Genomic DNA, 4646 nt, shown 5'->3' on the forward strand with positions numbered 1-4646 from the left:
GGTGCTGATACCCAGAGTCGAACTGGGGACCTCACCCTTACCAAGGGTGCGCTCTACCAACTGAGCCATATCAGCACGTCTTGGAGCGGGCAGCGGGAATCGAACCCGCATCATCAGCTTGGAAGGCTGAGGTAATAGCCATTATACGATGCCCGCATCCTGAAACTCGGCTACCCAGTACTTCTGTATTATCGGGAGAAGACACTCTCCCAAAGAGCTGATTCACTACTGACACCAACTCAGGTTACGTTTTAGCGTAACCGAAAATGGTGGTGGGGGAAGGATTCGAACCTTCGAAGTCTGTGACGGCAGATTTACAGTCTGCTCCCTTTGGCCGCTCGGGAACCCCACCGGACTTGATGGTGCCGACTACCGGAATCGAACTGGTGACCTACTGATTACAAGTCAGTTGCTCTACCTACTGAGCTAAGTCGGCATCAAGTAGCGCGCATTCTAGGGAGACAGAGGGATTGATGCAACTAAAAAATTGCACAAAACGTTCTATCGCTCACATTTTGCGCGACAAGCCGAAGAAACGCTGTAATTTCATGCAACACCGTGGAAAAAACCACCATTTCTCATGATTCATTCCTATCTATTCTCTTGTAGTCAACGATGTGTCTGGTAACTGTTAGGGCTTGGCCGGGGTGCAGTTGCGTTATTGCGGTGCAAATAAATGCATTGCCCAATACTCATTCTGCAGTCGCAATGCGAAACCGTGAAATGGATCACTAATTGCATCTCTGCGGTTATACCCCAGCGGAGGCGTCACTATGAAGATTGTGTTGTTAAATGCAGCTACCTTGCCAATCTATTGCCCCGAGCTTGCTCAACTGCTATTGGATGCGTTGCACAGCGGCGCATCCGTGGGGTATCAACGATCGATCAGCCAACAGGAGGCTGAAGCTAGCTTTTACCGCTTACGCAGCGAGCTGGAAAAAGGCGAGCGACTCATCTGGATTGCGCGGGATGAACAAGGTGTTTCTGGCTGCGTCAGCCTGCAACTCGCCATGCAGCCTGAAGCCCTTAACCGCGGAAATATCAAATTATTGTTGGTACATCGCCGCGCGCGCCGAACAGGCATTGGCAAGAAACTCATTGCTGAACTGGAAAAGACAGCATGTGCACGCCAGCGAGGTTTGCTGTCGCTTGAAGTACTTTCAGGTTCTACCGGGGAAGCGTTCTATCGCTCGCAAGGATACCGCTGCCTGGGTGAAATGCCCGATTTTCTCTGCTCTGCGGATGGTTATTACCATCCGGCAGCCATTTATTTTAAGCGCTTATTTACTGTAAATCAGATGGTTCGTTCTATTGCCGGCTAAAGTGAGGCGCGTGATGCTTTCTGCGGAAAGCATCACCTTGGCGCGATTTTTCATATTATTCCCTGTCATCTGGTGTTAACCTCCTGCCCATTGATCCCACTTATTTCAATAACGTCGTGCCATAGCATTATCTTCAGAGTCTCTCTCTGGCTGCGCGCAGGAAGCCAATGCAGCGAATGATAATGGCAGGCTAATAAAAGCTTATGAGTAAAAAAGAGCAAACGTTAATGACGCCTTACTTACAGTTTAATCGCAGCCAGTGGGCTGCGCTTCGTGACTCTGTCCCTATGACCTTAACTGAAGGCGAGATCGCGAGATTAAAAGGCATTAATGAAGACCTTTCTTTAGAAGAAGTTGCGGAAATATACCTTCCACTCTCCCGTTTACTCAATTTCTACATCAGTTCGAACTTGCGCCGCCAGGCCGTTCTTGAACAATTTCTCGGCACTAACGGGCAGCGTATTCCTTATATCATCAGCATTGCGGGTAGCGTTGCAGTGGGCAAAAGCACCACTGCTCGCGTCTTGCAGGCACTGCTGAGCCGCTGGCCGGAGCATCGTCGTGTAGAACTCATTACTACCGATGGCTTTTTGCACCCAAACCAGGTGCTGAAGGACCGCGGCTTGATGAAGAAGAAAGGGTTTCCGCAATCTTATGATATGCACCGCCTTGTGCAGTTTGTTTCAGATATTAAATCGGGCGTGACTAATATCACCGCACCGGTTTATTCACATCTTATTTATGATGTGATCCCCGATGGGGATAAAACGATCTCACAACCGGATATTTTAATTCTCGAAGGGTTAAATGTTTTACAAAGCGGTATGGATTACCCACACGATCCACATCATGTATTTGTTTCTGACTTTGTTGATTTCTCGATTTATGTGGATGCGCCAGAAGACCTTTTACAAACCTGGTATATCAACCGTTTCCTGAAGTTCCGCGAAGGCGCATTTACCAATCCTGATTCTTATTTCCACAACTACGCCAAATTGTCTGAAGCCGAAGCAATTGAGATTGCTATGTCATTGTGGAAAGAAATTAACGGATTAAATCTTAAAGAAAACATCCTGCCAACCCGCGAGCGCGCGAGTCTGATTATGACAAAAAGCGCCAACCATGCCGTGGAACAAGTTCGGCTACGGAAGTAAATAAAAAGGGAGCATGAATGCTCCCTTTTTATTATTCCGCGCTACGAAGCGATATTTCTCCACCCACCCAGGGTTTAATAACGCCGTCTTGCTCAAGTAACAAAGCACCTTGCGAATCAATCCCGCGGGAAATGCCAAAGATCTCTTTTTCACCGATAATCAACTTAACCGGACGATTAATGAAATTATCCAGCGTTTCCCAGCGAGAAAGGAAAGGCGTTAACCCCTCTTGTTCAAAATGCTGCAAGGCGGTGCGAAGTTCAATGATCAAACGTGACGCCAGTTGGTTGCGATCAATGCGCACACCGGCTTCCTGAAGATTAATCCAGCTCTGACTGATATCTTCTGCCTGTGTTTTACGCATCACAAGATTGACGCCAGCGCCAATGACAATTTGCGCCGCATCGCCGGTTTTTCCCGTTAATTCGACGAGGATCCCCGCGAGTTTACGATCTTGTAGATAGAGATCATTGGGCCATTTGACTCGTACTTGCTCAGCGCCTAAATCGCGCAACACCTCGGCCATAACGATACCAATGACGAGGCTCAGACCAATGGCCGCCGCTGGCCCCTGCTCAAGCCGCCAGTACATGGAAATATAGAGGTTGGCACCAAACGGAGATACCCATTTGCGCCCGCGCCGCCCACGACCAGCCTGTTGATATTCGGCAACACAAGCGTCACCGGAGCGTAAGTCACTTAAGCGATCCAACAGATACTGGTTGGTTGAATCGATCACCGATAGCACCGCAACAGAGCCCTGCGCAACCTGGCTACTGATAAAGGCTTCATCCAGTAGCTGAATAGGTTCTGGCAAGCTGTAACCTTTTCCCGGCACGGTGAAGACATCTACGCCCCAGTCACGCAGCGTCTGGATATGCTTGTTGATAGCAGCACGGCTCATGCCTAAACGCTCACCAAGCTGTTCGCCAGAATGGAACTCGCCATCTGCCAGAATCGAAATCAGTGTTAATGGAACGGTGCTGTCTTTCATGCAATAACCTCCACCGCATTCACCTCGCCAGAACATCCTATGAAGCGCACTTCCGGTTCCAGCCAGATATCAAATTTATCGCCTACGCTCTGCCGGACAAAATGTGCGAGACGCACCACATCTTCACTCGTTGCATGGCCGGTATTAATCAGTACTAAAGCTTGTAAGTGATGAACAGCAGCGCCCCCTAATGAGGTTCCTTTCAACTGGCATTGATCGATCAACCAGCCTGCGGCCAGTTTCACTGAACCATCTGCCTGCGGGTAATGGGGAGCATGAGGAAAACTTGCGAGCAAGATGCGGGCTTTTTCAGCCGAGATCACCGGGTTTTTGAAGAAGCTGCCCGCATTTCCGTTCACTTTAGGATCCGGCAACTTGCTGGTACGCATCTGGCAAACGGAATCGAAAACTTGTTGAGGCGTTACAGTCGCTGGATCCAGACGGGTTAAATCACCGTAGGTCAACACTGGTTGCCAGGATTTTGCCAACCGCAACCCAACAGCAGTGATGGCGTAACGATGCTGATATTCATGCTTAAAGATGCTGTCTCGGTAGCCAAAACGGCAGGCGTCTGCAGATAAACGCTGCGACTCACCGCTACTGAGCTCCATGCAATCTACATAACTGCAGACACGTTGCAGCTCTACGCCATAAGCACCAATGTTTTGGATAGGAGAGGAACCCACACAGCCAGGAATTAACGCCAGATTTTCCAGTCCCGGCATGTCTTGTTCGAGCGTCCACTGTACAAGACTATGCCAGTTCTCACCCGCACCAACATGCAAAAGCCATGCGTCCGCCTCTTCGTGAACGTCAATGCCTTTAATTCGATTGATAATGACTGTTCCGATAAAATCTTCCAGAAACAATAGATTACTTCCTTCCCCGAGGATCAATACGGGCTGCTGGCTCTGTACTGCAGACTGCCAGGCATTAAGCAGTTGCTGCGTATTTTCGACACAAATAATTTGGTGAGCCTGGCGATCAATACCAAAGGTATTCCAGGGCTTAAGGGAGAGATTCATTAGCGCTATCCTGATGCAAAAACACGGCTAGTTTACCGCATCCGCAGGATGAGCGCTTGTGGTGTTTCACAGCATAAAAACGCAAAAAGGCCATCCGTCAGGATGGCCTCTTCACTTGTTTGATGCCTGGCAGTTCCCTACTCTCGCATGG

The 4646-nt window shown here is 49.2% G+C and carries 4 protein-coding genes and 4 tRNA genes; 2 read left to right on the forward strand and 6 right to left on the reverse strand.

Translation table 11 applies throughout. The features are described 5' to 3' along the window. Positions 1–2: 2 nt before the first annotated feature. The 4 genes from ACFX4O_RS24285 to ACFX4O_RS24300 all read right to left on the reverse strand — a co-directional run bounded on the left by ACFX4O_RS24285 (position 3) and on the right by ACFX4O_RS24300 (position 436). Positions 3–75, reverse strand: a tRNA-Thr gene (locus ACFX4O_RS24285). 6 nt (positions 76–81) lie between these two features. After that, positions 82–156 (reverse strand) — tRNA-Gly (locus tag ACFX4O_RS24290). A 111-nt stretch (positions 157–267) separates the two neighbouring features. Continuing rightward, positions 268–352 (reverse strand) — tRNA-Tyr (locus tag ACFX4O_RS24295). 8 nt (positions 353–360) lie between these two features. Next, positions 361–436: transfer RNA gene (locus tag ACFX4O_RS24300), tRNA-Thr, on the reverse strand. 337 nt (positions 437–773) lie between these two features. Here ACFX4O_RS24300 and ACFX4O_RS24305 point away from each other — a divergent pair. Continuing rightward, positions 774–1322, forward strand: coding sequence for a GNAT family N-acetyltransferase (locus ACFX4O_RS24305; protein WP_380211866.1), 549 nt, complete (start codon positions 774–776; stop codon positions 1320–1322). Positions 1323–1525: 203 nt separating this feature from the next. Then, entirely contained in the window at positions 1526–2476 is a 951-nt protein-coding gene (gene coaA / locus ACFX4O_RS24310) for a type I pantothenate kinase (protein WP_017460033.1), read from the forward strand. A gap of 31 nt (positions 2477–2507) precedes the next feature. Here the strand turns inward: coaA and birA are convergent, their stop codons facing one another. Together birA and murB are read right to left on the reverse strand one after the other, a co-directional pair. Further along, positions 2508–3470 (reverse strand): bifunctional biotin--[acetyl-CoA-carboxylase] ligase/biotin operon repressor BirA, encoded by a 963-nt coding sequence (birA, locus tag ACFX4O_RS24315; RefSeq protein ID WP_380211864.1) that lies wholly within the window; start codon positions 3468–3470, stop codon positions 2508–2510. After that, positions 3467–4495, reverse strand: coding sequence for a UDP-N-acetylmuramate dehydrogenase (gene murB, locus ACFX4O_RS24320; protein ID WP_380211862.1), 1029 nt, complete (start codon positions 4493–4495; stop codon positions 3467–3469). Before murB ends, birA begins: the two co-directional genes overlap by 4 nt. Between the last annotated feature and the right edge of the window lie 151 nt (positions 4496–4646).

The organism is Kosakonia sp. YIM B13571 (genome assembly GCF_042788095.1).
Lineage (GTDB): Bacteria > Pseudomonadota > Gammaproteobacteria > Enterobacterales > Enterobacteriaceae > Kosakonia > Kosakonia quasisacchari.